24 protein-coding genes are annotated in these 23,245 nt (G+C 62.1%); 6 read left to right on the plus strand and 18 right to left on the minus strand.

The window, feature by feature from the left end; genetic code table 11:
• Positions 1 to 97 precede the first annotated feature (97 nt).
• The 5 genes from ACLQ6X_RS04690 to ACLQ6X_RS04710 form a co-directional block, all read right to left on the minus strand.
• Complete coding sequence (locus ACLQ6X_RS04690; RefSeq protein ID WP_411699010.1) at positions 98 to 664, minus strand: hypothetical protein; 567 nt, start codon at positions 662 to 664, stop codon at positions 98 to 100.
• Positions 664 to 1,326, minus strand: coding sequence for a flavodoxin (locus ACLQ6X_RS04695; RefSeq protein WP_411699011.1), 663 nt, complete (start codon positions 1,324 to 1,326; stop codon positions 664 to 666). Before ACLQ6X_RS04695 ends, ACLQ6X_RS04690 begins: the two co-directional genes overlap by 1 nt.
• 332 nt (positions 1,327 to 1,658) lie before the next feature.
• Positions 1,659 to 2,507, minus strand: a complete 849-nt coding sequence (locus ACLQ6X_RS04700) for a helix-turn-helix transcriptional regulator (RefSeq protein WP_411699012.1) — start codon at positions 2,505 to 2,507, stop codon at positions 1,659 to 1,661.
• A 67-nt stretch (positions 2,508 to 2,574) separates the two neighbouring features.
• A complete protein-coding gene (locus tag ACLQ6X_RS04705; RefSeq protein WP_411699013.1) occupies positions 2,575 to 3,597 on the minus strand; it encodes a zinc-dependent alcohol dehydrogenase family protein in 1,023 nt (340 codons plus the stop codon).
• A gap of 329 nt (positions 3,598 to 3,926) precedes the next feature.
• On the minus strand, positions 3,927 to 4,514 hold the full coding sequence (locus tag ACLQ6X_RS04710; protein WP_411699014.1) for a TetR/AcrR family transcriptional regulator: 588 nt from the start codon (positions 4,512 to 4,514) through the stop codon (positions 3,927 to 3,929).
• Between the two features lie 103 nt (positions 4,515 to 4,617).
• On the opposite strand from ACLQ6X_RS04710, the gene ACLQ6X_RS04715 reads away from it, so the two are divergent.
• A complete protein-coding gene (locus ACLQ6X_RS04715) occupies positions 4,618 to 5,457 on the plus strand; it encodes an oxidoreductase (protein ID WP_411699015.1) in 840 nt (279 codons plus the stop codon).
• A 260-nt stretch (positions 5,458 to 5,717) separates the two neighbouring features.
• Here the strand turns inward: ACLQ6X_RS04715 and ACLQ6X_RS04720 are convergent, their stop codons facing one another.
• The 6 genes from ACLQ6X_RS04720 to ACLQ6X_RS04745 all read right to left on the minus strand — a co-directional run bounded on the left by ACLQ6X_RS04720 (position 5,718) and on the right by ACLQ6X_RS04745 (position 11,036).
• On the minus strand, positions 5,718 to 6,554 hold the full coding sequence (locus ACLQ6X_RS04720; RefSeq protein ID WP_411699016.1) for a nucleotidyl transferase AbiEii/AbiGii toxin family protein: 837 nt from the start codon (positions 6,552 to 6,554) through the stop codon (positions 5,718 to 5,720).
• The gene (locus tag ACLQ6X_RS04725) at positions 6,551 to 7,087 is read right to left on the minus strand and encodes a type IV toxin-antitoxin system AbiEi family antitoxin domain-containing protein (RefSeq protein WP_411699017.1); all 537 of its coding nucleotides are present in this window, start codon (positions 7,085 to 7,087) and stop codon (positions 6,551 to 6,553) included. The genes ACLQ6X_RS04720 and ACLQ6X_RS04725 overlap by 4 nt, the downstream gene beginning before the upstream one ends.
• A 370-nt stretch (positions 7,088 to 7,457) precedes the next feature.
• Entirely contained in the window at positions 7,458 to 8,294 is an 837-nt protein-coding gene (locus ACLQ6X_RS04730) for a hypothetical protein (protein WP_411699018.1), read from the minus strand.
• Between the two features lie 47 nt (positions 8,295 to 8,341).
• Positions 8,342 to 9,943: a hypothetical protein gene (locus ACLQ6X_RS04735; RefSeq protein ID WP_411699019.1), complete on the minus strand. Its 1,602-nt coding sequence runs from the start codon at positions 9,941 to 9,943 to the stop codon at positions 8,342 to 8,344.
• A gap of 539 nt (positions 9,944 to 10,482) precedes the next feature.
• Positions 10,483 to 10,791, minus strand: a complete 309-nt coding sequence (locus ACLQ6X_RS04740; RefSeq protein ID WP_411699020.1) for a hypothetical protein — start codon at positions 10,789 to 10,791, stop codon at positions 10,483 to 10,485.
• Positions 10,788 to 11,036: a hypothetical protein gene (locus ACLQ6X_RS04745; RefSeq protein WP_411699021.1), complete on the minus strand. Its 249-nt coding sequence runs from the start codon at positions 11,034 to 11,036 to the stop codon at positions 10,788 to 10,790. The genes ACLQ6X_RS04740 and ACLQ6X_RS04745 overlap by 4 nt, the downstream gene beginning before the upstream one ends.
• 325 nt (positions 11,037 to 11,361) lie before the next feature.
• Between ACLQ6X_RS04745 and ACLQ6X_RS04750 the strand changes: the two genes are divergently transcribed.
• On the plus strand, positions 11,362 to 11,613 hold the full coding sequence (locus ACLQ6X_RS04750; RefSeq protein WP_411699022.1) for a ribbon-helix-helix protein, CopG family: 252 nt from the start codon (positions 11,362 to 11,364) through the stop codon (positions 11,611 to 11,613).
• A 97-nt stretch (positions 11,614 to 11,710) separates the two neighbouring features.
• The gene (locus ACLQ6X_RS04755) at positions 11,711 to 13,012 is read left to right on the plus strand and encodes a Shedu anti-phage system protein SduA domain-containing protein (RefSeq protein ID WP_411699023.1); all 1,302 of its coding nucleotides are present in this window, start codon (positions 11,711 to 11,713) and stop codon (positions 13,010 to 13,012) included.
• A gap of 393 nt (positions 13,013 to 13,405) precedes the next feature.
• Here ACLQ6X_RS04755 and ACLQ6X_RS04760 read toward each other — a convergent pair whose 3' ends face one another.
• The 3 genes from ACLQ6X_RS04760 to ACLQ6X_RS04770 form a co-directional block, all read right to left on the minus strand.
• A complete protein-coding gene (locus tag ACLQ6X_RS04760) occupies positions 13,406 to 14,035 on the minus strand; it encodes a hypothetical protein (RefSeq protein WP_411699024.1) in 630 nt (209 codons plus the stop codon).
• 306 nt (positions 14,036 to 14,341) lie between these two features.
• Positions 14,342 to 15,289: an exonuclease domain-containing protein gene (locus ACLQ6X_RS04765; RefSeq protein WP_411699025.1), complete on the minus strand. Its 948-nt coding sequence runs from the start codon at positions 15,287 to 15,289 to the stop codon at positions 14,342 to 14,344.
• Between the two features lie 30 nt (positions 15,290 to 15,319).
• Positions 15,320 to 16,675 carry a hypothetical protein gene (locus ACLQ6X_RS04770; RefSeq protein ID WP_411699026.1) on the minus strand — a complete coding sequence of 452 codons (1,356 nt, stop codon included), beginning with the start codon at positions 16,673 to 16,675 and terminating at the stop codon, positions 15,320 to 15,322.
• Between the two features lie 9 nt (positions 16,676 to 16,684).
• On the opposite strand from ACLQ6X_RS04770, the gene ACLQ6X_RS04775 reads away from it, so the two are divergent.
• Positions 16,685 to 17,245: a hypothetical protein gene (locus tag ACLQ6X_RS04775; RefSeq protein ID WP_411699027.1), complete on the plus strand. Its 561-nt coding sequence runs from the start codon at positions 16,685 to 16,687 to the stop codon at positions 17,243 to 17,245.
• Between the two features lie 411 nt (positions 17,246 to 17,656).
• Here the strand turns inward: ACLQ6X_RS04775 and ACLQ6X_RS04780 are convergent, their stop codons facing one another.
• The 3 genes from ACLQ6X_RS04780 to ACLQ6X_RS04790 all read right to left on the minus strand — a co-directional run bounded on the left by ACLQ6X_RS04780 (position 17,657) and on the right by ACLQ6X_RS04790 (position 21,245).
• Positions 17,657 to 18,601 (minus strand): sce7725 family protein, encoded by a 945-nt coding sequence (locus tag ACLQ6X_RS04780; RefSeq protein WP_411699028.1) that lies wholly within the window; start codon positions 18,599 to 18,601, stop codon positions 17,657 to 17,659.
• Positions 18,602 to 18,623: 22 nt separating this feature from the next.
• The gene (locus tag ACLQ6X_RS04785) at positions 18,624 to 19,517 is read right to left on the minus strand and encodes a sce7726 family protein (protein WP_411699029.1); all 894 of its coding nucleotides are present in this window, start codon (positions 19,515 to 19,517) and stop codon (positions 18,624 to 18,626) included.
• Positions 19,518 to 19,979: 462 nt separating this feature from the next.
• Positions 19,980 to 21,245 (minus strand): ATP-binding protein, encoded by a 1,266-nt coding sequence (locus ACLQ6X_RS04790; RefSeq protein WP_411699030.1) that lies wholly within the window; start codon positions 21,243 to 21,245, stop codon positions 19,980 to 19,982.
• Between the two features lie 494 nt (positions 21,246 to 21,739).
• On the opposite strand from ACLQ6X_RS04790, the gene ACLQ6X_RS04795 reads away from it, so the two are divergent.
• Positions 21,740 to 22,171, plus strand: coding sequence for a hypothetical protein (locus tag ACLQ6X_RS04795; RefSeq protein WP_411699031.1), 432 nt, complete (start codon positions 21,740 to 21,742; stop codon positions 22,169 to 22,171).
• A gap of 336 nt (positions 22,172 to 22,507) precedes the next feature.
• Positions 22,508 to 22,993, plus strand: coding sequence for a hypothetical protein (locus ACLQ6X_RS04800; RefSeq protein WP_411699032.1), 486 nt, complete (start codon positions 22,508 to 22,510; stop codon positions 22,991 to 22,993).
• A 4-nt stretch (positions 22,994 to 22,997) separates the two neighbouring features.
• Here ACLQ6X_RS04800 and ACLQ6X_RS04805 read toward each other — a convergent pair.
• Positions 22,998 to 23,245 (minus strand): hypothetical protein (locus ACLQ6X_RS04805; RefSeq protein ID WP_411699033.1); only part of this gene is annotated, 248 nt, incomplete at its 5' end.

The raw sequence follows: 23,245 nt of genomic DNA on the forward strand, positions 1-23,245 counted from the left end.
CGGTTATACAGAGCGTGGTGGTATTCAAGGCGATGTTCTGGCTAATTGTTCCGAGTAGGAATCCATCGGCTGCGACCCATTTCTTCCAGACGTAGAGTCACAGCACACCCACGGTGTATGCATCGAAAAGCACCATGAACTCGAAATGCTGCGTCATTCGTTCGATGAGGTGCACGTGCAGCCAGATCAATAGCACCACCACGAGGTTGAGTCGGTGGATCCACAGCGACAGGCGGCGGCGGAAAACTCGCTCCAGCGTTTGACGGGCGCGGCGGATAGGCGCTGAGCGGTCGGTGACCCAACCGCTCATGAACAGCACGGACCACAGCAGCACTCCCACCGCGATCCAGAACGCGACGTCGCCGAGCGTGCGTACCAGCTCGGTCGGAGCGAAGGTATTCGCCCGATGCAGATACGCGGGCACGAGCGCTGCGACACCGAGCACGCCGTGGAGTGCGTAGATGGTACTCAGCCCGAGGCGGCGGTCGAGCCACCGAGGGCGAAGGCTCAGAAGGATCGCCAGCAGCCACCAGCTGTAGGCGATTAGCCCGAGGCTGATGGTGAACCGTAGCGGGCCTGCATCATTCATCTGCACGTTCATGAAGACCACGAGCGGCACGGGGAAGACAACGGCAATCGCCCAGAGAGCAAGTCTTGCTGCCATCAGAAACCGATTCTCTCGAGCCACTGGTCGACGTCCCTGCGGGCACCGTCGAGGTCTCGGTGAACCTGGGTGCCGCGCTCCTCAAAGCCTTCGAGGACCTGCGCGTCTGGCCAGAAATCGGCGATGACCTCCAAGGTGTTCCCGAACCCGCTTCCTTCGTGAGTCACGAACGGGACGACAGTCGCGGACCCGAGGTTCCGGTCGCGCATGAACGTCTGGACCACCATCGGCTGTTCCCCGTACCAGATGGGGTGGCCGACGAACACTGTGTGGTACGCGGACACGTCGGGGAGTGCGTCCCGGATCGGGCGGAATCGGTTCTCCGCCTCCTCTTCGCCTGCCATCCGGTCTGTCTCGTCGTAGTCGGCTGGATACGGGGTTTCCGGCACGATCTCGAACACGTCGCCTCCGACCCGGTCGCGAATCATTTCCGCGATTCGGGCAGTGTTTCCCACTGTGAGGTCCAAGTCCGGGTAGTTCGCTCCGGTCTTTGAGTAGTAGATAGTAAGGATCCCGTCGGCGCCCGGCGCTGCCGAACTATTGTCCCCAGGGGCGGCGGCCGGGGGTGTCCTTCTCGACGAGCCCTGGGCGGTCGAGTTGGACTGATCAAGGACGATGAGGCCCCCGAAGGAGGCTGCTCCGAGACCGAGAAGAGTGAGCATCTTACGGCGATTGATCATGCAGAACCTCCAGGCACGTTATTGGTAGGTGGGTGCCCGCGGCAGGTGCCCGGGCAGCACCGCTTAGGAAACGTTACGAGGCAGATGGGCGCGAGTGGGAGGGCAGACCTGGGCCCCCCAACTCATGCTCACTTGGCGCTGTCGAAGGAACGAGACCATCGAGGCAGGCGTCGCTCTCGGTGTTATCCGGTACCGAGTCAGAGATCGCCGGCGGACAGCGCCAGTCCTCCAACGTCGGGCTCGTCGGTGGGAAAGGCACGGCGGGGAACTGAGCACATGCGTCTGTCTGCTGCTCGCTCAGCCTCGAGCGGGCGTCAGCTGGGCTGCTGAGTTGCCGCCCAACTCGTGAGCAGCGTGAGTTTGTCCGCCGTTGCCGACCCCGCATCTGCGGTGTAGGTGGTGATGGCCAGGCCGTTCTCGCCCGGCATCTCAAACACGTCGTAGGTCAGATCAAGATCTCCTATGCCCGGATGCCGATAGATTTTCCGGCCGGTACGGTGCTCGTGGACGTCGCGTTCTGCCCAGTCCTTCCTGAATTGAGGACTGCGAGTGGCGAGTTCGCCGATAAGGGCAGTGAGTTCCCCATTCAGCGGATCTTTTCCGGCTTCGAAACGAAGCATAGCGGCGGTGAGACTGCATGCCAGGGCCCAGTCTTCGTAAAAGTCGCGGGCCCGGGAGTCGAGGAATATGAAGCGCGCCAGGTTCGGGCGGTCCGCCTCGAAGTGCGGGGAGAACAGTGCCCGCCCGGCGAGGTTCGACGCGATGAGGGCCTGGGTCGCGTCGATGACGACGGCGGGGACTGTCATGTTGTCGAGGACTCGTTGCACGGACCCGCGCACTGGCGCGGCCCCCACCTCGTTTGCGAGCGACGATGCGATGACGGATTCTTCCCGGGCGAGGTCGAAAAGGTGTTGGCGTTCGATGTCGTCGAGGTGCAGGGCGCGAGCGAGCGCATTGAGGATGCTGTCCGACGCTCCTAGCAGGCCGCCGCGTTCGAGGCGGGTGTAGTAGTCGGTGCTGACACCGGCAAGCTCAGCGACTTCTTCGCGGCGCAATCCGGGGACACGGCGGTCACCGCCGATGATGGGGATCCCTGCGTCCTGGGGGGTGAGGTTGCCCCGCCGAGAGATCAGAAACTCCCGGATGTCGTTCTTCCTGCTCATAATCGCTCCGCCGTGCGTTTGTTGAGTCGCCGAGAGACCAATTGTCTCTCGGCGTCTCGAAATTGGGTTAGAAGGTGAGGAGCACCTTGGTGGCGCGGCGCTCGTCCATGGCTTTGTAGCCCTCGGCTGCCTGCTCGAGTGGGAGGGTGAGGTCGAAGACCTTTCCGGGGTCGATCTTCCGGTCCCAGACCAGCTGGATGAGTTCCGGCAGGAATCGGCGGACCGGGGCAGGGCCTCCCTGGGTGTGGATGCCCGCCATGAACAGGTCGATTCCAGGCAGCTCGACGCCGTAGTTGACGCCGACGAAGCCGAGGTGGCCGCCGCCGCGGGTGGCGCCGACGGCCTGCATGAACGATTCCTGCGTGCCTACCGCTTCGATGACAGAGTGAGCGCCGAGACCTCCCGTGAGTTCCTTGATCTTCGCCACGCCCTCGTCGCCACGCTCTTCGACGATGTCGGTGGCGCCGTAGAAGCGCGCCAGGTCCTGGCGGTCCTTGTGGCGGGACATGGCGATAATGCGTTCCGCGCCGAGCTGCTTCGCGGCGAGGATCGCCATCAGGCCGACGGCTCCGTCGCCGACGACGGCGACTGTCTTGCCTGGGCCCGCTTCTGCGGCGACGGCCGCGTACCATCCGGTTCCGAGGACGTCGGAGGCAGCGAGCAGCGAGGGGATCAGGTCTTCGTCTGGCTGCCCGGGGGTGGCGACGAGGGTTCCGTCCGCGTAAGGGATTCGTGCCTTTTCCGCTTGCGTGCCGATGGTCTGTGAAACGAACTCGGCGTGGACGCACTTGGACTGGTATCCAGCCTGGCAGATCTCGCAGGTGTTGTCGGAAATGACGAACGAGCCGACAACGAAGTCTCCAGGCTTGACGTTTTTCACATCCGCGCCGACTTCTTCGACGACACCGACGTACTCGTGCCCCATTACCTGATGGTCGGCCGGCTCGATGCCGCGGTAGGGCCACAGGTCGGATCCGCAGATGCAGGTCGCGGTGAGCTTCACAATCGCGTCGGTGGGATCGATGATCTTCGGGTCTTCGCGCTCCACCACACGTACGTCCCCGGCGGTGTACATGACTACTCCACGCATTGCACAATCTCCTTTGTTCTCGGCGTTCGACGCCGTCCCTCTCGGTGGGACGCTCGATTTACGTCCGGAATCATTCAAACGCCGTACGCGACGTCATGGGAGGGCAGGGTTGGTCCCCTCAGCGAGAATCAACGGCGGACGACACGGGGCACCCCGACCAAGCTGATCCGGATCACCGCCGCGTTCAGCGACATATTCGGAACTTCCTTCTCAGCCCCGGCAAGGCGCATCGCACGCTAACAGAACCTGCTGAGTTGGTGGCGCGGTCAGAACAGTCTTGCGGGCAGCGATCCATGGGCCAATTTTGGGCGAGCCGGAATCGATCGGCTTCAGGGCGTGGAATTCCTGTGGGCTGCTCGGGCCGCGATTCCGTGAAGGAGGAGATCGATCCATCGATCGAGGGTGTCCGTGGGTTGGCCAGCGGGGATGTTGTGGACGAGGAGATAGAAGTCCTCGATTGACAGGTCGGAGCGGACGGTGCGGTCTACGCGGGCTTGATTGATGATGGACTGCAGGGCAGAGCCGGCTCGTTGCGCGTCTGATGCATCGCCCTCGTCGGCGTCGAGAGCGGCTGCGGCGGCTTTCGCGGCTTGGTTGGTCGCGGTCGCGATGACAATATCCCGTAGGAGCGCGGTGAGCTCGGTGTATGCGGGACTGCCATCGCGCACGGCCGCCGCCGCGGTCTCGCTACGATCCGCCACCTGCGCGAGGAACTCGCTCACAACCGAAGCCACGAGATGCACCTTCGTGGGGAAGTGACTGTAAAGGGTGCCGACAGCAACGCCCGCAGCAGCAGCGATCTCGTCCATGCCGACGTCTGGACCGTGGAGGGTGATCTGCGCTCGAGCAGCCTCCACGATCTTCCCGCGATTGCGCCGCGCGTCAGCGCGCAACGGCTTTTCTGGTGGCTGAGTCACGGAGTCAATCCTGTCATGGCTGATCAGGCTCGCTTGCAATTACTCGAACGATGGTTCAAGATATAAGTCGAACTACCGTTCAACTTAGCCGAAGGATCACACCATGACCACCACCACTACCACCAAAAAAGTCGCACTCGTCACCGGGGCATCCTCTGGACTGGGCCACGCATTCGCCATCCAGCTGCAGGAAGCCGGGTTCCTGGTCTACGGCGCCGCCCGACGCACCGACCGCATGAACGACCTGAACGCTCGCGGCATCAAGACTCTCGCCATGGACGTCACCGACGAAGAATCGACCAGCGACGGTGTCCGCCGCATCCTCGCTGAAACTGGTCGCATCGACGTTCTCGTCAACAACGCCGGCTACGGGTCCTACGGCGCCGTAGAGGACGTTCCCATGGAGGAAGCGCGCCGCCAGTTCGAGGTGAATCTGTTCGGCGCCGCCCGACTGGTCCAGCTCGTGCTCCCGTCGATGCGATCCCACAAAAGCGGCACCATCATCAACATCACCTCTATGGGTGGAAAGATCTACACCCCGTTCGGTGCCTGGTACCACGCCACCAAGTTCGCGTTCGAAGCCTTCAGCGACGTCCTCCGCCTGGAAGTAAAACCTTTCGGCATCAACGTCGTCATCATCGAACCCGGCGCGATCCGCACCGAATTCAACAGCATCGTCGCCGACAACCTCATCGAAACGTCTGGCAAAGGCGCGTACGCAGACAAGGCCGCGAAGTTGGCAAAGACGGCCCGGGCTGAGAACCCCTCGCAGTCGTCGCCCCCGGAGCTCGTGGCCAAAACCGTCGTCAAAGCGGCCACCGCACGCCGCCCCAAGACACGCTATGCCGTCGGGTTTGGCGCCAAGCCCCTCCTCTTCGCCCGCACCATCCTCTCAGACCGGGCATACGACGCAATGATCCTTCGCTTCAGCGGAGTCCGCTGACCGCGCACCGCCCAGGGAGCGCGAACGTCGACGCCCTCACCGGAGGTCCACCAAGTCGCCGAGCACGGCACCCACCGCCCGAAGAGGTCGAGCTGCGGGCTCTCCCAGATCCAATGCGTCGGATTCCAGGAAGTCATCGCCATGTCGGAGGCGTCGGTCTGTCGGTGCCGCTGCCGGAGCGCTGGGAGATACCGGGGTCGGCATGTCGCTGACCTCGGTGGGCGAAAGATGATTCCGCCACGATGAGGGCGCCGAGGTGCTTATTCGTCCGGCGATGCCTCATCGATTCGGGAGATGAAATCGTTCAGCCATTCGATGGCGCCGGCAACGTCGGCTGCTACATCCAGTCCCTCGGCCGCTTCCTCGTAGAGGGTGTTCCAGTCGTTGCCTTCGACTACCGACGGGGGCCAGGCGTGAGCATTCCTGTAGTCGAACAAACGGATGCACGTGGCCCGGACCTTCGCCAGATCGAGTTGTTCGTGGGTATTCAGAAGTTGCAGGTCTACTAGGTCCCGGGCGCGGTCGCTGCCGGGCACGGTGGACGCATGCAGTTTCTGAGCGATCTGATGGTCTGCCGCCATCACCGGAACCGGCGCAGGCGCGGGTAGACCAACTTCGGTGAACATGTCGCTGACGCTGGGTGCCAGGGCGAACTCGGGCGTATCTGCGTCCCCGATCTCGTTGTGGCCGAGTTCGAAGGGTACGGTGCACCATGCTCTCCCCTCGAAGTCGAGTTTCACGTCGAATGGCTGCATCACGTAGCCGGCAGGGACCCCGGTTGGTTTCGGAGGTTTCTGCTCGATCAGTCGTCCGGTAAAGCCGCCCCATCCCGCTGCGAGGCGTGTTTCGAAGTCGGCGCGGAATTCCGCCAGACCATTCGGGCGTGCTGCGTCGAGGTCACGTGTGAAGCGCGTCTCGGGGCCGTACCGCAACGCCATCGCGCTTCCACCTTTCACTGCACCCTCAGGAAGCATTTGTCCGACTACCACCAATGCCATCGTCGTCCGCCGACGCGTGACGAGGGTGTCCGCGCCCTCTAGGTTCTTCAGCCGCGTGTTCAGGGAGGTCAGGTTGCTAGGCGGGGAGTCGTAGGTCACGCGGCAAGCTCCTTGCGGACAAGTTTCCACTCCGGGGTAGTCAAAAGCCCCTCTGCGCGCGCCTTGACTGCTGCGTCGCGTAGTCGCGTGCCGGGAACCCGGCCCCGGCATTCGAGGAGCGCATCGCCGACCTGTTGGGCACGGATGCCGCGGTATCGGGTGACTTTGGTTCCTGCCGTCGCCTGAGTGAGCTTCACAAAGCCGGGCATCGCACGGCGTACGCGGTGGAAGGTTCCCACAGTGATCTTCTTGGGATTTACATCCGCCAGACCTAAGAGGGCCAGAACTGCTTCGCCGCGGAGATAGGCGTCCTCTCCCGCGCGCAAGGTCGCCTCAGCGAACTGATCGTCGTCGGTCGGCGGGATCTCGGTTACCCGGTAGAGACCGTACCCGACGTGTTCCAAACCACCGCGGGCCGCAAGTTTCGGCAGCTCTACTGCGGGCACGCCCGCATCAACCGCATCGGTTGTGGTGACGTAGCCGTAGTTTCCGTAGGCGAGGTCGCGCAGCACGTCCCGGTAGGTTGTCTTCATGTCAGAACTATACCGCGAACGGTATAGTTCTGCCAAGCTCAGATGCGAAACTGCGTGTCAAAACTATACCGCGAACGGTATAGTTTTGACATCACACGCCCCGTGCTCACGGTGCCTGGCCAGAAGTGCCGATGTCACCCGATCCTGATGACGCAGCCAACAGCTTCCCGACCACGGCTATGTCACGAAAACCACCACACGACCGTCATATCCAGTACGGCCGGAAAGACTTAACCTGTTGGTCCGGAACGACAGGTAGTGAGGTGTCTCACAGCGGCCATCGCGATCGACGACCTGGCGGGATCGATCGGATCGACTTCGTTCCCGAAATCGCACGGCCAGTCATGACCGGTGAATTCGGGCGGTAGACCTACGTGGCGGGGGCGCTACCGCGGACGTGCGACAGGTCCGCGGGCGACACGGGTTTCGCAGCGTCCCAAATCGGCGCGTAGTGAGCGCGCAACAGGGAAGTCATGCTGTCGTTCAACTCCACCACTGCCGTGAGCTGCTTGCCGCCGAGGGAACGTCCGATCATCAGACCTGTGCCTTCGGTTGGAAGTACCAGGCGGTCATGGAGGTTTCCCTTTTTCGCCAGTCGGATCCCGAACCGGTCGGATGCGCGGGCTCCGAGCGCCAATCCGAAATTCTTCCTCCGGACTGTCGCGCTCTCGTCGCTGTCGTGCACTGGGTTGTCCGCGGTGAGGATATGCGTCACACCGGCGTCGTCGAGGAGGAGCGGAACGTGCGCCGATGGCAGGTACGGGTCGATCAGCATCATGTCGATCCCGCGTCCCGTGCGCTGGAGGGCGATGAGGAACTGTGAGTATGTCAGAGGGTCGCTGCCTTCGAGTGCAATGTTCACCACTGTGCGGCTGGCGGACTGCAATGACTCTCCGTCCGCGCTGGCGGCCACGGCGCGACCCAGCTTCGTGAGCTCGACCCCCCTGGATGTCGATTCGATCCAGCCGACGTCGGTCAAATATTTCTCGACCGTGTTCACCACGACATAGTGGTGGGTGGTCATCAGGTCATCGTGCGCGTCGTCTTCGAAGTTGTCCCGGAGGCTCACTGCCGGTGACGCGGTCCTCACGAACGCCGTCAGATCCTCGAAAGTGCAGTAGACAGACTGCGCCTCCAGCATTCGGATGTAGCGGAGGGCGCGCAGCGTGAGTGGAGCCACAACGTGCGATTCGTCGAGTCGGGTCATGAGGACATCCTCTCGCAAAGGGCGGGCCCACGGCCGGAAAGATCGGTTCAGGGGGCGACGTAGTCCGGCTCGCCGAAGTCGCGGGACCGGTGAGAGTGCCCGACGTCGAGGAACGCTTCCAACCGTCGTTCGTGAGCTTCCTCGTCGACGAGGGTTATCCACTCCGTGAAGATCGATGCGAGGCCGGGGCGCGTCATCTGCAGTCTGGCGTGGAGCTCGAACGCGAACATGTACGTGACTTCGTGAAGCGCTGATCCGCGGCTGGTCTCGACCCGTGCGCCATTCATCTGCATCTCTGTCAGCACCTCCCTCGCTCCATTGCGTCGTGTCCGAAGCGTGAGATGTGCGAATTCGTTCATCGCCCTGACAAACGGACTCAGTCTTTTCCAGCCTGCTGCCTCCAGCCAGCGCGAAGGCGATGAGCGCCGGCCTTCGAGTACCTCCGCCTTGTCGGGGCGACGACGGTGGACGCGAAGGCGGGCCGTCTGCTCGAGAAGGACTCGAAGACAACCCACCGAGTAGTCCGAGTCTTCGAGCCACAAGTGCGTCGCCGCCCGCTGGGCCTCAGCGGCCACGATCAGCGCGTCGCGTTCAGGGCCGGATGCTTCTGCCGCGAGCAGGCGTGCCATCTCCGAGATCGACGCGAATCTGAAGAGTTTCGCGGCGAGATGGCCCGGATCGAAGGCGTCGCCTTCTCCCGCGCGTTCAACGTCGAAAGCGTGCCGGGCTCGCTCTACTGCTCGGCCCCTCCGTTCCAGGAATGCCTCGACGGTCAACACGAAACTCGTTCGGGAGTCGAGCCGATGATCCGGTTTCTCCACGGTGGCGCGGTAGTCGCGTGCGACGACGACCCAGCTCCGGGCGCGCAGGCTCATGCATTCGAAGAAATCGAGATCACGCATCGCAGCGCCGACGATCGGCGGCTCCTCGAAACGGGGGAGCCCGGGGTCGATCGTCTGCAACGCGTTCCCGAATTGTCCCAGTCCGGCGTCCTGGGCTAGCAACGTGAGCCCACCCCGGATTTGACGCAGAACGAGTTCCAGGACCGAGACCACGCCGCGCTGCAGCCCTAGATTGTCAGCAGGATCCATAGCGATAGCGGTGGAACCCGCCGTGCCGAAAGCGTCCTGCCCGGCCCGGCCGTGCAACAGCTCTGACAGCCAGTTCCACCACTCGCCGACGTTGTCGGCGACACCCGACTCGGCGTAGACATTCCAAGTCCTGGACATGAACGCCGACTCCTCTTCGTCGTCGTCGCGCTCAATCCCGTGATGGTGCGCCACGTTCAGTGTCCAGCGCTCCAGCAGGGTGCGGGCAACCAGCGCGGCCCCGACGGTGTTCCCGGCCCGCGACAGCCAAAGACCCGTGACACAGTCATCGACGGCGGCGAAGAGCTGCTCGGACCAGGTGCCTGGAACTCGGTCGTAGCTCCAGTGGCCACCCAATCGCCGTCTCAGGTGGTCTGTGACCGGTATCAGGGACAGCACCTGCCACCCCGGCCACGGCAACATCGTCTTCTTGGAGCGGATGTAAGAATCACGGTGTTCGGAAAATGTCATGAGGGCCGGACCGAGAAGCGACGGACGATCAGCGACTGCGGCGTCTACGTCTGCGAGCGTCTGCGGGATCTTCTCCGCGGCAGCGGCCAAGCGTCGAACCCGGGTCGCTGCGGACGGTTTGTGGTCACTGCTCCGTCGGGCGTTTCTTCGGGTCGGGCGACGTTTAGGCATCCGCGATTCATCTCGGTACGGTTCGGTCCGGGCGACACTGTAGACGCCTCGGTCTCGGACGAGTCGATACACGTTCTGGCCGGAAGGGGCATCGCGTGAGGGTGCGGAGCCGGCCGGTCGACGCCGGCCCCGCGGGTTCAGCTAGCGCTTGCGCTGGGACAGCGCGCTAGCAGCGATGCTCTTCGTGTTTGCGGAGGAACGTCCGTCAGAAAGCGCCTTCGACGCCTTCTGTGCGACGGCCTTGCTCGTTACACGGTTTGAACTCTTAGCCATGCGGCATACTCCTTCCCCGCCCGCGTTGGGTAACGTAGGAGACTTCACCCTCGTAAAGTGAAAGTCTCGTGCCCTCTTCATCGACCGTGAAGAGGGCACACCCTTATAGGAGACGATGCGGCCCGCGGGCGCGGACAACACCGCACTGGGCTTTTTGCCCGGTGTTTGCGACGCGTAGACGGAGATCATGAATCTCCCTTCGCGAAATAGAAGCCGACTATCGCAGCGCACAGCGTCTGGATGCCGGAGAAGGCGGCGACAAGTCGTACGAGACCGTCGACGTCGATGAAGCCGGCGGAGAAAGCGACGGCAGCCACCAGGTACAGCCCGATGAGCGTCCAGAAGATCGGCATCGCGATCCATCTGCGCGTCGTAGCGTTGTGGGCGGTCAGCGGGGAAACTTTCGACGGCCAAAGCCCCGTGCTGGGCTTGAGGTCCTCGGAAATCTCCTCGGCGTCGCTGTGGCTGAGATGCTCACCTTCGCCGATCGTCACTGCTCCACCTCCATGACGCAGAACACGCCGCCGATACCGTCAGCGGAGGGAACCGCATCATCGCTGATGCAGTTGCTGTCCAGCACCGCGATCGCAACGCTCTGCTCGCTCCGATGAATCGAATCCGCACCGACCGCCTGGATTCTGAGGTTGAGGACGCCGATGTTGTTGCGTTCCATGTACTGGATCGTGGAACTGACATCGATGTCGGGAAATTCGGATTCAGATTCGGGTTCTGCGGCCATGCGGGATCAGCTCCATTGGTTGGGGAGCGCGGAGTTGCGCCTTACATCTTCATAGGGGATATTCTACACAGACCGCGTAGCATATCCACATCCGATACATAAAAAAGGTGTATTACAGTGGCGAAATAGGCGTACAGTAGAACACGTAACACCGGAAGCACCGACACGGGGCTGCACAAAGCCCCGGACACACCCCAGCAAGGGAACTGACCCACCCCCGAATACAGGAGCTGTGAAGTCCTAGAGACTCGAGCTGCACGGAGAACGAACGCCAAGAAGTACCGGTTCTCCAGCACCTGTAATTCCCGTCACGGAGGAAATGACAATGGCGAACACGAAAACGCCCTCTCGCGACACCAGTGTGGATACTGGCATCGTCAGACTCAACGTAAATCTCAATGCGGAAACCGCCGCAGCTCTTCGTAAGATCGCGGACGAACGCGACATCTCATTCACCGAAGCGGTACGACGCGCAATCTCTGTCTACGACTTCATCGACAGCGAGACCAGGAACGGACGAAGAGTCCAAACGACTGACTCAGATCGATCCAATGTGCGCGAACTAATCTGGATGTAGATCGAAGATTCCCGGTCTGCACCCGGAGTGAAAGGAGGCCGCGTTCGCACGGCCTCCTTTTCTTCGATCGCGCGCGTTGGACGCTAAGCTGCGGCCCATGCCACCAGAACCATCGCCGCCGTCGCGCTGGACGGAAATCGCGGACAAGCTCGATGCAATGAGCGCCGCCCCGACGAGTGAACAAATCCAGGTCTCCAACAGGCTTGGAATCACTCTTCGCGGGGATCTTCCCGCCCCTGTAGCTGCGGTTGTGATTCGCGACCGACTTAGTTCGGCTATTTTTCAAGGCACCGGAAGGGCCGCCGACATACCCGAGGCATTGACGGAGCTTGAGGAAGAGCTCGGTATTGAAGCCTCAGCGCAACTGGTCACCAATACTCGCGACGAGGTGAGCGCGTGGTTCGCAGCCCGCTACATGCAGATGACAGCGCGGGGGCTGCGCGCACTCATGCCCGAGCCCGGCGATGTGGTAGCCGGTCATATCGGCGCAGTCGAGAGACGCGTGATTTCCTCTATCAGCGACGACGGTCATATCAACTTCAAGGGCCGGCCAGCCGCCAGGTCTTGGCCAAATCACCTGGTTTCGATCGCTCGAGTTGGAACTGCGGACCACGCGACCGCCGTCCAGCAGGTTGACGCGACACTTCGGAATTCAGCGAACTATGCCCGGGCGAGCTTTGGAAACTTCTCGCCGCTCGACTCCCATGCTCTTGAAAATGACGTCCCGGCTTCGGAATCGATTCGCGCGCTCGAAGAGCTATTGGAGTCGGGTGAACGCCTTGAGCAACCGTTCCAGAATTTGCTGACGCGCAATCCCGCCCTGCTTGCCTCCCTTGTCATCGGCAGTTGGAAAACGTACGTCATTCCTCAACCTCGTTTAGGCGCCGAACACGTACCCGACTTTCTAGTGCTCGGGTTCAACAGCCTCGGCCCGCATTGGGTGACGGTCGAAATAGAGGCAGCCCGCCACCCGATTCTCACTCAACGTGGCCGCCTGTCGGGGGCGACTACCCACGCGATCCAACAGGTTCAAGACTGGCGCGAATGGCTCACCCAAAACGTCGCATACGCCCAGACAGAACATCACCTTCACGGACTTACCAACCGAGCACCGGGCTTGGTCATAATCGGTCGTGATACTCCGTCGTCCAGTCGAGAGCCGGCCCGTTCGCAATCTCAAGAAGGCGCCGGCATCGCGGTCCGCTCTTGGGACTGGCTGCTGCGAATCGCACAGGCTAGGGCTCGGGACCCGCTGTCCGCTTCGGAATTCGCGGTCGGCAATCTCGCTGATCCATTCAACCCGGGTGCACATGATGCGCCCACCGACAGGAGCGCAATCGGCGGAGCTGCCGACGATGAACTCGAAGAACTGGACATCGACGATCTGTTCGGTAGCTGACCAATCATTGTCGTCCCGCCGTATATCGCCCGTACCACGTCAGACGTAGGGCGATACAGCCGCGCCAGTATCGCAAGAGCGCGATGCTCGTCGCGCGCGATCGCAAATCGCAGGCGCTCATCGCTTTCTCTTCTCTTCGGTTGCGCGTGGAATCTGGTAGCGGCGGCCTGAGGGCCGATGCCTTCCCCGCTGAATCGAGCTGATCGCCGAGCGCGCCCCACGGTCTAATAGAGCTGCGCAATCTCATGGGAGCACTCCGCCGGCACCTCGGAGAAAGAACGATAGCCCGCGTCCTCGATCCGGTCGGCTCCCGTGACCACGGCTCGACAGCCCTGGTGGCGACTCGCCCTGCCTTCGAGCCGGTTGGTCTGGCGCGGTGGGACGACAACAGCTCTAATCGGGAGGATTTTCTTCGGCGTGCATTGGTGCGGCATTGACGACGTCACGACCACTTGTCGCACGGCCTGCGACTCGGTCGGTCCAAGAGATGCGGTGCCAGTAGCGCCAGTTGATCTGTCGGCTGTTGAGATACTTATTGCTGTTCAACAGACGCCTGTACGTGTAGCCGGTCATATCTGTGAAGTCCACATACAGCTTCAGATCGCGCGGATCTTGATCGGGAAACATCAGCTGGATCGTATTTGTAGCCTTGGGCTCGATCACCACGGCGATCTTGTTCGGTTCTCGTTCCTTAAGCGTTCCGAGGGCTCTTACGCCGGGTCTGGCGTAAGCCATGATGTACGGCCTGATGATCGGCCTGTCCCCAGAGTTATAAGAATGAACATCAACTAACCACTTCGGTTCGGGCCCGACTACGTGGATGTAGTCAGCCCAGACGACGAAAGCGTCTGCGTGGACCAATGCACTCCTCGCCTTGTCGCGACGAATGATCAGGACCGCCAGTAAGACTGAAACTGAAGTGAGAACGCTGCTGAACCAGGCGGAAGCGTTGCCCCAGTCAATGGTCGGCCACCACTCGCCCCAGCCGTGCCAAAGCCCAATCCAGAGCTCAAAAAGGTTCATGAGGCAAATTTAGTGGTGCTCGCTTCGGGGCGCCGAACAGCGGCTGCGAGACGCGATGAGCGGGAGCGGAACGACCCGGTTGGTCGCGACGGAGAGTCGTTTGACGATGACTCTCCGAAGGCGCATCCGAGTCCTAGGCGTCCCGGGGAGACGACGCTGTCGCCGCCTTGGCGCGTAGGAAGACGATGACTAGCGCGCCCGCGGTCGGAGCGGAGACGAGTGCTGTCGACAGGTGCGAGAACCGAGTCCTAGCCGGCAGCGGCGTTCGTCTGCGCAGGGACCTCTATCCGCGAGCAAGGCGGCCGATCAGAGCATGGCGATAAATGACAGCTCGTCGAGCACTTCGATTTTGGAGCCCGCCCCGCGGAGCTTTGCCGCTTTCGCGAACTTCCCGGTCACTGCCGTTCGCTGGTCGATCGTGTAGCCGTTCTCTGTGCCGATGACCAGAAAGTCGGTGTTCTTCGTGACGTTGACTTCCGGTTCCCCTCCGGCGGAGAGGACCTTTGCCGCGGCCTCGGCGCGGGTGAGCGAAGCGAGTTTGCCAGTGAAGGCGACGCGTTTCTCGAAGAGGGCGCCATCAGGGTCGGCAGCTGCTGAACCATGCGTGCGCCGGATCAGCTCGATCGTTGAGGCGGAGAACCCGACGGATGATGAACCGCCGGTATGGCGAGACCCCGACCAGGATGTGGAGTCGAAATATCCCGAAGAGACCTCGTAGAGGTCGGAGAGGTGCTCCATCGTCGCCACCCTGCCATCCGCGAGCAGCCCCAGCGCGACTTCCGCCGCACACAGAGCGTCCGTGTCAGCACGATGATCGCCCCTGTGGCTCACGCTTAGTGCCTCAGCGACGAATGGCAACGAGTACGACACGAGGTCCAGAGCTCGTCGGGCGATCACCAGCGTGCAGAAGTACCTCATCGAGGGCACCTCGATCGCGTAGATGCCGAATAGTGCGCGAAGGACGCCGGTGTCGAACGACGCGTTGTGAGCTACCAGTGGAAGCGCACCGATGAATTCAGACACCTCCGGCCAAATTGCAGCGAAATCGGGTGCGCCCGCAACATCGGACTCGCTAATTCCGTGAACGGAGACGTTCATCGGGCTGAAGCCCGAGAATTGAGGATGCGGCTTGAGCAGGGTGGAAAATCTCGCTTCGACTTTGCCGTCGACAACTCGCACCAGTCCGATTTCGCAGGCGGAGCCTCGCGCGCTGTTCGCAGTCTCGAAATCGATCGCCACGAATGATGCAGTCATGCTTCCCCCCGATTGTGAGCCGAACTACGTCTACTCGGACGCCGGGGGCGCATCGACGAATCCAGCGCCGGCCGCTTGCGAAGGGACGTCCGCCGAGGGGGCCCCAAGCTCTTTGCGGATGATTCGCCATGCCGATGGCCAGAGATAGATCATGGCGGCGACTGTGACGCAGACGACCAAAGTCGCCCCTGCCGGAACGAACGCCATATCGTCTTCGACACCGGCTACAAAGCCATACCTCCAGTCGCCCTCAGCCAACGCGGCTATGTCTTCTCCTTCGCCCACGGGCGGAAGCCCGGAGGTGATGTTCTCTGCCAGACGCGTGAAAACGGATTGCGGGGTAACCAACTGCAGGGAGCCCACCATCAACGCCGCCAACGCCAAAGGCGAGGCGGCAAATGCGACGGCGGGTCGGCTGGACGCTTCACATGCGCGTTTGATCGCCAAGAAGAGAGACAGATAGAAGCCGACGATGGTGCCGGTGACAGACAAGTCGACGAACGACTCGATGGTGCCGGTGATTCCCGCCGCTTTATCGGCCCCGGGGAGGAAGGTCGACAGAAAGCCCAAACAACCGATGAGGAGCCCGACGATCAAGCCGCGGCCAGCCAGATCACCCGCGTCGCGGAGTGCAGCGGCGACTTGCGGTCGCTCGGCGAGCCAGCTCAGAATAAACCACCCGACAATGAACGCCGGCAAGCTCGCGAGCAGAATACTTCCGCCTGCGAGTCCGAAGTAGCCCACCAACACGTCGCTGTATGGCATGGTCGGGTTGGCGAAAGCCCGCAAGATAGCCACCATGGCCAAAAGCGAGATGAACGCCAGGGCAGGACCGAGACCGCGCCTGAATACGGCGGGCCGCACTGGCTCGAGAATCGGCTCCCTCTGAGGCGCAACAAGCGCCTCGACGACAGTCTTTCCGCTTCTCAGCCCGAGCATCAAGTCGCGCAGCGAGTTCTTCAGGTGCGGGCCGAAGCGAAAGCCCGGCTCCGAAGCGCCTGCTGGAAGCCAGCGGGCGAACAACCATGCTCCGCCAGCCACGACGAGCGTCGCTATCACCAGCAGGCTGAAGATCGACGTGATCGTCGCAGTGTCTACTGGGAAAACCCGTACGAACCCGAACACAACCGCTTCGAGAATGACCAGAACAAATGCCGTTCCCGCGATTGCCGACGCACGGGTGCGTAACGAGCTAGCAGCCAGTACACCGCGGATGCTGAAAAATAGCCAAAGACAAAGACCCACCGTGGCGAGCGCCAGGATCACGATGCCTAACGCCGTGGTGGAGTTCTCGGATTCGGGCGCAGCAATCATCATGTTGTTGAGCATATATTCGATCTGGTCGGCGCCGGACCACAGTCCCGAGAAGTGGGTGGTGCCGCGCATAGACAGGGCATGACGAGAAAACAAACAATAGCGGCACTCAAGTCGATCCCTCCGCTCCTAAGCGTTGGCCTCTGCGCAGCGGCGGTGGGGCTGGCAGCACTGGCGGCGCTGGCATGCGGGGCCGTCGCCGAGATCGCTACCTTCATCTTCGGCGACCGGGCGGTCCCTGACGACGGCGGGATCGGCATCACCACCGTCGTTGCATTCCTTGCTATCGGGGCACTGTTCGTGTTCGAGGCGATAGCTGCTTGGCTGATTGCACGAGCACCTCGTATCCAACCCGAAAAAATGGGCGCGAAGGCTCCAAGCGCATCGGATGCGACAGCCGCAACGGCGTTCGCGATCATCGTTGCCGGGTTCGCGGCGATCCTTTTCGCGTCCATCACCGGATTGATCGTCCAGCCCGGCATCTCATCGACCGAAGGGTTGCTGATCGCGGTCACGACCGTACTCGCCGGCATCCCGTTCTTCTTCGTCGTACTGCCCGTCGCCATCCCGGAACCGCATGTCGTGGCCGGCGCACTACTCGTCGAATCGACGGATTTACCGACGACGGCTGAGCGCCGGTAACAGCGGGGTACGGCCGGACGTAGGGGCGTATTCACGCCGCGTCTGCGACTGTCACGCGCGTGAGCGGGCCCCAGCGGGCCCGCGGTTTCGGTGAGATAGAACGTCGGGCTCGAGCCGAATTCCGGCTCGGCTTCAGGATCTTCATCGACCTGGTCATCTAGGTCGCGACCACGGCTTATAACGCAATATGTCGCACTAGATGTCACAATGTATCACCGAGCTTCGGCTTAGCGAGCAGTTTGTCGCACGGAAGGGGAGCCCGACGGCTGAACCACCAGCCGAGCATTGTGACGACTGCGTGTCACCGCATCGGGTACAAGCCCGAAGTCATCTCACCGGAGCCGTAAGCCGGAGCCGCAGTCGTTCAGCACCGCGCCCTCCACAGCATGGCAGGCTATTGCGGAACTGCGGTCAGAGCCCGAGGACCTTACCGACGGTGAACAGGTGGTGGGCAATCTGCTGCCGCTTGTTCCCCTCCGCGTTCGTGTACACACCCGTACTCTGCTGGTCCAAATATTTCTGCAGCGCCGGCGACAACCTGAACCTGGCCGGTGTCGCAGCGCGCTGCGTCTCGATGTCAGCGATGGCTTCGTAGAATTTCGTCGGCATCGGGTCCGTCTGCGCGCGGGTAGCGGAAACGAAGTGCTGGACACGGAGTTCTGTCGGCGCCTCGTAGGTCAGATGGATCACCAGAGCCCCCATCAGGCCGCCGCCGATGTCTTTGTACGTCCCAGGTAAAACGGTGTAGTCGGAGAACCCGGCTTTCCCTCCCGTAACCCAGCTGAAGTGGTTGGTGCCCTGACCCGCGGTGCCCGAGTAGTCGCCGTTACGCGGCTGGGTTATGAAGTTGTCATCGATGTCGACGGTTTTTGCCGAGCCCAACGCTGCGGTATACGAGGCGGACGCGACAGCACGGTGGAGGAACACCACGTGAGTTGTTCCGGTAAGTGCCGTGGCAACGGCGGTCGGGGCGAGGTCGTTGGTGGTGAGCACCACGCCGATGGCGCGACCAGGGTTCGCGGTGACGAACAGTTTCAGATCATGAAGGGTCGTCGCAGCGGTTTGCAGGAACGTCGGGCGCACGAGCGCGGCGTCGGCCACGTACGGCGCCAGCACCGTGTACCAGTCGTCGCGGTCCTGCGATGAGACGGCGAACTCGTCCTGCGACGGATTGACAACGAGATAGATGCCCGCCGATACCTTCTTCAGGTCCTTGAGCGTTTTCACCAACGATCCGGTGCCCGTCTTCACCGGCTCGATCACCGGCCAGATTTTCTGCGGAGAACCGAGCGGACCCGACAGTCCGCGGATCGCAATGAGTTCGCCGCGTTTGCCGAAGAGGTAAGGAAAGTACATGTTCCTCAGCCTGCGCCGCAGATCAGGCGGCGTCGACCCCCACAAAGAGGGCAGCGGGGCTGTTCAGACGTTCCCGGATACGAGTCGCCCCTATCCGCGAATGCTCACCCGTGTAGGCGAGGGCCCGAAGACTCCTGGGGAACGGGCCGACCGTCGTTAGCTGAGCCGCGCTGGTACCTCGGCCCCGAAGCTGCGTCAACGTCTCCGCGTGCGCACGTTCGATGTCAAGTTCCCGGAACGCCGACCGCATCTGCTCCAAGGCCTGAATCATGTGCGTGACGGGAACAAGATCGTGGGTGCGACGCAGCACGGATTTGAGTTCGACGGTGCGCAGCATGGTGAACAGGTGATCGTGCTGGAGACGTTCCATATTCGACTCGGCTGCGCGGACCGTGGTGAGACTCCCGGTTGACCGCAGGCCGATGATGCCGACGTGGCTGGGAGCGCGCGCCGCTGCCGCCGCAGTCCGGGCCTCGGACGTCACGACATATACGCGTTCCGCACGCGAGCAGTAGTCGGCGAGTTGCGCATCGAGCCTGACGAACTGATCCAGGTCGGTCTTGATCTCATAGGCGGTGCTCGTGCCGTTGACCACGACGAGGTCGGCGACAGAGTTGCCCATCTGCTGCTCGACCAACGCTGTCGCCGTGGCGGGCGAGTGCCTGCCGTACACGATCTTCGACACCAAGGCGTTCTTGAATACGTACTCGCTGCGGTAACCATGGGCGAGAAGAGCGTGTGCGGTATCGAATGCCTCGCCGAGCGTGGCGCTCGGCCGGTCCCGGACCAGCCCGGCGACCATGGACAGGCGCGGTGCGACGACGCCGAGTGAACTGCGACCTAGCGCACTCATCACCATGGGGGAGAAGGCCAAGGCGAGCTCGGCGCCCGTCACCCCATTGCCGTATTCGTCCACGTGCAGGATCCTAGCCGCTGTCATCGAGATGCCTGCGCATCCGCACCCCAGCTTGACTGCGAGGCCTCGATTGGAGCCCACGGACTCGACGTGATCGTGATCTGAGGTGCGGCGGAGAGCGTCATGCCAGCTATGTGCGCGGCACACCCGGCTTTCGTGCGGACGATTGCTGCTGCAGGTCGCCAACCCGCTTCGGTGCATCGGCGGCTACTTCGACAGCTGGTGGGCCGATGCGGGTAACACGGGGGAGGAAGGCGACGGCGCCAGCATCTGGCGCGTCACCGCCATGACGGCGCCATCATCCGGCACGTCATCGCCATGGCATCGCTGTCGGTCGAAGGCGCCACCGCGGTCACCCCGGCGACCGGCGTGAAGCAGCCAGGGAAGTACACCGAAGGCGAAGTCATCGCCATCTACTGGTAGTCATGAGTGCGAGGCGTCGAGAATGAGGGTTAAGCGTTATTAATGGCCCAATAGGGCCAGCGGTACAACCGCAACCCCGTCCTGGCGGCGGTAGGCATCGGAGCCCGAAGTAATCAGAACCATGTCCTTCAGCTTGGAGCCCAGCTGCTCTTTCATCCACAACAGGTGCTTCACTGCGTCCTTGTCAGGTGCCTTCGCGAGCTTTACCTCGAAGGCGACGATGTCGTCGTCGCCTCGATGGACAATGAAGTCGATTTCATGTGTCCCTGGGGTGTTCCGATAGTGGCTGAGCTGTGCGTCATTCGCAGCGGCGTAGGTCTGCAAGGAGAGCGCCACAAGCGCTTCGAATAGCGCCCCTAGGATCGTCCCGTCCTGGGGTTCAAAATCCGCGGGGCTTTGTGCTCGCAGCAGTCGTTCCTCGTCGAGGTTCAACAGACGAGCAGAAAGTGCCGGATCGGCGAGGAAATGCTTGGGGGCGAGGGCCTGCTTGGTGAAGTTGTTGTGTCCGGTAGTCCACGCGGGAACCTGATCGAGTAGCCATAGGTGAGAAAGGGCTTCCCGGTACGTGACGATGGTGTCTCGGGACGGGGTTGCGCCATCGGCGTAGGCGGTTCGTCCTATGAGGGCGTAGCTGGCTGTCGATGATGACGCCGCTGCGTATGCAGCCAGCCAGCGTCGCACCTGCTGTGGGAGGCGGACGGTCTTGCCCATTTCCGGGATGTCCCGCTGGATGGCTCTTTCAATGTAGCCGTCGAGCTGGATGCGGCGTGCTCGCCCATTGAGCGGACGAATGGCCGGGAATCCCGAAGCAACGATCTCGCGGATGTAGTCAGCGAGTCCGACCTTGGTGCGCCCGTCGATTTGCGCGTTGCCGGAGATGAGATCGGAGAGACGCACCGTCGGCGTCTCGATACCTCTCTCCGCTACCGCCAAGGGGCGCATCCTGAGTTGCACTATCCTTCCGGCTCCAGAGTGAACCGGCGCGTTCATCGGAATCGCACTGCCGGTGAGGATAAAACGTCCGCCCGTCGGATCCTCGTCGACCAAGCGCCGAACCTGATCCCAGATTTGTGGTATTCGTTGCCACTCGTCGAGCAGGAGTGGCCGATTGTAGGTGGCGATCCTCTCCGGGCCGGCGAGCAGGAGTTGCGCGGTTGCGGGGTCGTCGAGATGCAACACTTCGGAAGCTCGTTGCTTGGCGGTGGCAGTTTTGCCGATCGCCTTCGGCCCGTCGATACTTATCGCAGGCAGATCGGGCAGTAGATCGTCGATGACATCGTCGATTATGCGGCGCGTGTAGGCCATCAGGATCCTGTCTCTTCAAGCTCGCGTCTGAGGTGAAGCTCGCGCAATTCGATGTCAGCGACTTTCGCACGGACCCTCGGATGCCGGGTTATGTGTTTACGTCGTACCGTTTTACCGGTTTCTATCCTACGGTTTTGCTAGCTTTTGTCCTACGGTTTTATTGGTTTGTATCCTACGGTTTTGCTAGCTTCTATCCTACAATTTTACTGATTTCTATCGGGCTGTTTCACTTTTCCCGACGGAAGTAGCCGAGCTGGCACGCCTCTTCCCGAACAGGTCCACGTCGAATCGATGACGGCGCCATGCCGGCAGTCGACGTCGGCCGCGACGGAAGGGAAAGACGGCGGGTTTCTTGCGCAGACCTCGCGGCCTATATGAAGGCCCTCCGAGGCTCTTCCGAGTACGGGGAGCCCGCGCCGCATAATAGAGACCCTCACCATCAGACCGAGCCATGGCACGCCCAAGTTCGATCGACATCACACCAAAGGAGCAACATGGAGAGTGCAGACCAAGAGCTCGGGGCCGCGCACGTCCAGGTCGACGAGTGGGTCGGCACGGCCGCAGCAGAAAACGACATGACGGTGTACTCAAAGAGCGTGTACGACGTGGTTGGGCTTAGTCGAGCCGACTGGTCGATCCTGGCGATCGAATTCGGCGATGGAACCGCCTCGACATCCTCTTCAGTTGACGTGTACGCCATCGACCGAAACAAGCACGACCTGCTGGGCCTCAGCCATGAGAAGTTGATCGCACTCGCCGACGATCGCGGCTCCCTACCGGTGACGCATTTCAAGGTTCACGGCGTCAGGGCAGAGACGATTATCAAGGAGTCGTTTAAGCGCTATCGAGTCCAACTTCGGGCGCGGTCGATCGCTAACCTGACGCTCAATGTGGAGCAACGCGACGATCTCAAGCTGAACGACTAGCTCCCTGCGTCGCGCATGATCACCCTGCCCTTCGACGGCCACATAGGGCGCAGTCGACCGCGGTGCGACCTGTTGACATCGCCTTCGTTGCGAGTCGAAGAGCGTGGCGCGCAAGTTCGTCTCGACTTGACGCCTCGACGGAAGTGCATCGCCGTCGACGGCTCCTGACGGATCCGCGCCCAGAGCCGACGCGATAAGAGCCCGATCGGGACCAGTAGGGCAAGCGTGTCGTCGCGCCTAGGGTATCCGCCGCAGATGTCGGCTTAGTCTGGACGAGGCCTCGGAACGGCAACACGACTGTCGTCCCTCAATCCCGTCAAGAGAGCACCGCAGACAATGAGTAACGCCCCCGATCCAACGAACCGCGCCGTAGTCGAAGCGCTTCACGGCGCCCGCAACGCCCTCCTCGGATCGGACGGTGTCGACGAAAAGTTCGGGTGGGAGGCGCCCGAGGAGGACAAAGGCTTCCTCGAAGCGACCGACTCGCTGCTCGAAGAGCTCGCAGTTCAATTCGCTGCCCGAGGCATGACGAATGCGTTCGAAATCAGTTCGCTGCGCGACTCTATTAAGACGTACGTGAAGCGCAACCTCGAGCCTTCGATCATGTCGCCTACCAGCGCGTGCACTGATGGATGCCAGCACGACGGCTCGTATCACACCGTCTACGGCTGCCAGGCGGAAGTCGGATCGTATGGTTCCACGGACCCGTGCAAGTGCGCGCGATCGACAGGGTTGGCCCAGTATCAGGCTCGTCCCTATGTGACTTCTCTGCTCGCCGGCCAGCCCGGCGAGCACGACAACCGCCCGGAAGACTTCAGCTAGGGGCCTAGTAGAGCTCCGCGATGTCGTCGAAGGAGTCGGCCGGCACGTCCCCGAACGTCGAGTAACCGGCGGTCTCGAGCCGGTCCGCGAGTGTGAGAAGCCAGGCGCGCCGACGGGCGGGGATTCCGGGCGCGGCGTGCGACAGGTGCCTGAGGGTCGAAGGCGCGAAGCGTCCCCACTTGTTCATGTAGAGGGCGCGGCGCTCGTCGCTGGCGCGCGGAGGCAAGGTGCTGGTGCTGGTGCTGGTGCTGG

Origin of the sequence: Conyzicola sp. (genome assembly GCF_046714715.1) — a bacterium.
Taxonomy (GTDB): Bacteria; Actinomycetota; Actinomycetes; order Actinomycetales; family Microbacteriaceae; genus Conyzicola.